Source organism: Mycobacterium sp. E1386 (genome assembly GCF_001672745.1).
Classification (GTDB): domain Bacteria; phylum Actinomycetota; class Actinomycetes; order Mycobacteriales; family Mycobacteriaceae; genus Mycobacterium.
On the sequence record NZ_LZKH01000211.1, the window covers coordinates 1 to 4934 of the forward strand.

The following is a 4934-nucleotide window of genomic DNA, read 5'->3' on the forward strand; positions in this document are numbered from 1 at the left end:
GCTGGGATAAGACGCTGCGGTTGTGGGATGCCGGCACCGGCCAGCCGATCGGCGCCCCGCTGACCGGACACACCGACTGGGTGCGGAGCGTCGCGTTTAGCCCGGATGGGCAGCGCGTCGTCTCCGGCGGCGACGACGAGACGGTGCGGTTGTGGGATGCGGCCACTGGCCAGCCGATCGGCGCCCCGCTGGTCGGACACGCCGGCGCAGTAGAAGGTGTGGCGTTTAGCCCGGATGGGCGGCGCGTCGTCTCCGGCAGCCTCGACACCACGCTGCGATTGTGGGATGCCGGCACCGGCCAGCCGATCGGCGCCCCGCTGACCGGGCACACCGGCTTGGTGAGAACTGTGGCGTTCAGCCCGGATGGGCAGCGCATCGTGTCCGGCGGCTCCGACACCTCGCTGCGGTTATGGGATGCCGTCACCGGCAAGCTCATTGGCGCCCCGCTGACCGGGCACACCGACATGGTGTGGAGCGTGGCGTTCAGCCCGGATGGGCAGCGCGTCGTGTCCGGCAGTCAAGACAAGACGCTGCGGTTGTGGAACGCGGCCACCGGCAAGCCCATCGGCGCCCCGCTGACCGGCCACACCGACGCGGTGTTCGGTGTGGCGTTCAGCCCAGACGGGCAGCGCATTGCCTCCGGCAGCCACGACAAGACGTTGCGGCTGTGGCCCGCACCGCCCGAGGCGGACTGGTCCTCGCTGCTATGTGGCAAGCTCGCCGCGAACATGAGCCACCGGCAGTGGAACGACTGGGTTTCACCCGATGTCCCCTACATCACGGTCTGCCCCGGCCTCCCGGTCACGCCGGACTAGCCGCTCCTTGAGCGGGTGGCTAGCGACCCTCGGCCGCGTCGTGCAGCAGATACCGGGCTTCCACCGCGCGGATGAGTTCGTGCCGGATGTGTTCCACGTCGGCGGCGCGCCGGGCAAGCACCTCGTCCTCCCAGGCCGCGACCTGCTTTGCCAAGTCCCTGTCGGTAATGGTCGAGTCCAGCCAGCGTGAGAAATCCCCGCGTTCGAGGTGGTATTGCAGCGCTCGGTAATCGATATGACTTATCGCAGAACGGAATTCATGCATCGTTGCGGCCGGCCGGACGGGCCTTCCATTGATCGTGTGGAAGTAGAACCGGCGCTCGTCCGGCAGCCGGACATCGGCGTATTTGTGGCGGTGCCGTACGTGGCCGGTCTGGCGGTCGGCGATTGTGAACGCGCGAGACGGGCCGCCGCCGAAACTGACCGTGGCTCGGCGCACCGGGGGCAGGGTTGCCGCGTCGGCGCTGGCGGTGAGGGTCAGCACCACGTCGCTGTTGTCGATCTCCTGGGCGGGCAGTGCGGCCGGCGCGAACGACGACAACACGTAGCCGCCGCGTCGCGCCCAGCGTGCTTCCTCCTCGGTGCCGAGCAGGTGCGCCTCGTCGTAGATCACCCAGTGCGGGAATCCGTGTTGTTCGCGGTGCGCCTCGGCGGTCGACCGCAGCAGGTGCAAATACTCGGCCTTTTCGGGCTCGGCGATCCCGGACATGTCCACCACCACGCTGGAACGCGGGCTGAGGCCGTTGACCAATTCGGTGGGTTCGGGAAGGTGCTGGCGGCCATCGATCACCTCGACCCCGCTGAGCTCCCGTAATTGCACGTGGTCGCCTTCGGGATCGATGACCAGGACGCAATAGCCGGCAGAAATCCATCGCTCCGCCAGCAGGCCGGCGAGATAGCTTTTCCCCGACGCGGCGGGGCCGGTCACGAGGATGCGGCCCTGGCTTCCCGGCACCCGGGTCGGAGTGTGGTCGTCGAAGGTGCCGATGTCGACCCACCGCCGTGGCGGGCACCAGCGTTGCGCCCCACTCAGATACGGCCCGGTCAGCAACCCGGCGACGCCGGCGCCGTCCGGTTCGTCGAGCACGAGGTCGGCCCGCCGGCGCACGGACGAGATGGCATTGGCTACCGCTGCCCCGATCTCCGCGATGCCGAAAAGCGACAAGTCGTTCTCCGCATCTCCGATCGCGACGGTGTTGTGTGGCGACAGATTCAGTTCGGCCAGGACCGCACGTAAGCCGGTGCCTTTGGTGACACCGGCCGGCAGCACCATGAGTGCGGACCGGTTCCGAATGACTTGGCAGTCCAGCTCGAGTTCGCCGATCACCTCCACGACGGTCGCGGCATGCTCACCGTCGGTGGCCACCATGACCTCGCCCCGGCGGGACGGCACCCACCGTTCACCGAGCGCGGCGTCGAGGCTGCTGTCCACCGGCTCGGCCAACCTGCAGGTGTGCCCCTTGACCACCATCACGGCGCCGTTTTCCAGTACCAGCGCATCGAAATGGTCGGCGATGTGGGGGAATTCCGCCTGCAGTTCCGCCCCGATGCGGCCGGTGACCAGTACGGCGGTCAAGCCATTGCGCCGGGCCCCGTAGATGGCGTCCAGCGTTTGAGGTGACAGCTGCCCGTCGGAGGTCAGCGTGCCGTCGAGGTCGACCGCTATCACTTGGAAAAAGGTCACGGGTTCCTCGAATCCGTTCGCATGACGGACTTATGCGGTGTGGCTTGGCACTGCCGAAATTAGGGCCGCGGGCGCGCCGGGGGTAGGGCCGTTAGACCTTGGTTCGAACGTCGCCGCGGCTTACCGCTGGCGCCAGGTGAGCTCCATCCCGTGGCCGGTCAGCCAGCGGGACAGGTCATAACCGTTGCGGGCCAGGCCCGCTACGGCGTCCACGGCGCGCCGCACCGCCCGCTCGGCGACCTCGGGGGCCAGCAAGCCGTGGCGGACCGCATCCAGCAACTCGTCGACGTCGGTCAGGTCCGCGCCGTCGCCGGTGCGGACCTCGATGTCGAGGTAGTGATCTTCGGAACGCCAGACGTCGCGGCCGGGCGTGTATTCGCCGACGTCGAGGTAGTAGTCGTGGTCGCGTTCATGGCCGGGGTTGAAGTGAAAGACCGTGGCGCGCAAGCCGAGCGACGGCAGCAGCCACGACTCGAGGTAGTGGAACTGGGCGCGGCCGGGGGTGGGCCGGGCCACGTAGAGGCCCCACGGACGCACCGCATAGTCGTCCACGGTCCGCACGATGCCTTTGGGATCGGTGTTGGTGCGGGCGATGAGGTCGAACGTCTCGTGCTTCGGCGGATGGATGCTGCAACTCTAACGCCGAAGGCGGATTCTCCACCGCACAAAACCGGCATAGAACAGCGACAACGCCGCGAGCATGCCCATGTCGAGCAGCCAGACCTTCGACGTGTGCTGCCAGAACCGGTCCTGGGACAGCAGCGAATCGGGCACCAGGTGCCGCAGATCGACCGTCGATGCCGCCGCGGCGTAGCCCCACCGCGCGGGCATCCCGAAGGACAGCTGGTCCAGCCCGAGGCGGCCGGTCACGGGAACCATTCCGCCGCACAGCACCAGCTGGGCCATGACGGTCACCACGAACAGCGGCATGATCTGCTCGCTGGAGCGGACCAGCGACGAAATCGCGAGGCCGAGAATCGCCGAGGCCACACAGGTCGCCGCGACGGTGGCGAACAGTTCGACGGTCGCCCCGAGGGTGGAATGGCCGAGCAGGACGGCGCCGCGCGCCGGCGCGCTCTTGCCGATCACGACGATCGCGGTGATGATCGCCGACTGCAGGACCGCGAACCCGCAGTACACGGCGGTCTTCGCGAGCAGGTAGGCCGTGGTCGACAGCCCGACCGCTTGCTCGCGCTGAAAGATGGGGCGTTCGCCGACCAGGTCGCGGATCGTCAGCGCGGTGCCCATGAACGCCGCGGCCGGCATCAGCAGGGCCAGGATCTGCGCCGCCTCGTCGGGCGTCCCCGCGTTCGCGCCGGGCAGATGGAATCCGTTGCCGCCGGGAACGGTCAGGGACAGCGAGCCCAGGATGAACGGCAACAACGCCAGGAAGACGAAGTACGCCCGGTCGGCGACTACCAGGCGGATCTGCCGGCGGGCGACGGTCGAAATCTGGTGCCGCACACTGGTATGCACCGGTTCGCCCAGGGCGCCGGGCTCATCGGCCCTGTCCGGCACCAGTTTCTGCGGCCGCTTCTCGGCGTCACGTTGCTCCACGAAGCGCCGGTTGGCCTCATCGGGGTCGGCGCCCACCTTCGTGAAGATCTTCGCCCAGTTGGTGGTTCCCATGGCCTCGCCGATCTGATCCGGCGGGCCGCAGTAGGCCGTCTTGCCGCCCGGGGCCACCAGCAGCAGCTGGTCGCAGGTCTCCAGGTAGGACAGCATGTGCGTTACGACAATCACCACGCGACCGGCGTCGGCCAGCTGCCGCAGCATCATCATGACCTGGTGGTCGAGCGCCGGGTCGAGGCCGGAGGTCGGCTCGTCGAGGATCAACAGCGACGGGCCGGTGAGCAGCTCGAGCGCCACCGAGGCGCGCTTGCGCTGACCGCCGGACAGCTTGTCCACCCGGGTTTCGGCGTGTTTGGTCAGGTCGAGCTCTTCGAGGACCTGAGCGACGATTTTCGCCCGGTCGGATTTGCTGGTGTCGGGCGGTAGGCGCAGTTCGGCGGCGTAGCCGAGGGCCTGGTTGATGGTCAGCTGCCGGTGCACCACGTCGTCCTGCGGGACCATGCCGATGCGGCTGCGCAACGACGCGTATTCGGCGTGAATGTCGTGGCCCTCGAACGTAACCGAGCCGGAGCTGGGGGTGGTGTAGCCGGCGATGAGCCTGGCCAGGGTGCTCTTTCCGGCCCCCGATCCGCCGATGACGGCGGTCAGCGTGCCCGGCCGCGCGATCAGCGAGATGTCGTCCAGGAGTTGTTTGCCGTTGTCGACGACGTAGCGGACGTTGCGCACCTCCAGGCCGCCGGTGCGCGTCGCGGCCTCGCTGCGTGGGGTCAGGGTGCCGTCGCGGAAGACGAGGTCGACGTTGCCGATGGTGACGACGTCGTCGTCGGACAGGATCGCCGACCCGACCCGGGTGCCGTTGACGA

General features: G+C 68.3%; 4 protein-coding genes. 1 reads left to right on the top strand and 3 read right to left on the bottom strand.

Going from position 1 to position 4934, the window contains the following annotated elements:
- Window positions 1–815 (top strand): WD40 repeat domain-containing protein (locus A5709_RS21540; protein WP_197520213.1); only part of this gene is annotated, 815 nt, incomplete at its 5' end.
- A gap of 19 nt (window positions 816–834) precedes the next feature.
- On the opposite strand, the gene A5709_RS21545 is transcribed toward A5709_RS21540, so the two are convergent.
- The 3 genes from A5709_RS21545 to A5709_RS21555 all read right to left on the bottom strand — a co-directional run.
- Entirely contained in the window at window positions 835–2499 is a 1665-nt protein-coding gene (locus tag A5709_RS21545) for an HAD hydrolase family protein (protein ID WP_068122288.1), read from the bottom strand.
- 120 nt (window positions 2500–2619) lie between these two features.
- Window positions 2620–3060: a DUF402 domain-containing protein gene (locus A5709_RS21550; RefSeq protein ID WP_067951203.1), complete on the bottom strand. Its 441-nt coding sequence runs from the start codon at window positions 3058–3060 to the stop codon at window positions 2620–2622.
- Between the two features lie 75 nt (window positions 3061–3135).
- A partial coding sequence (locus A5709_RS21555) for an ATP-binding cassette domain-containing protein (protein ID WP_068122291.1) occupies window positions 3136–4934 on the bottom strand: 1799 nt, incomplete at its 5' end.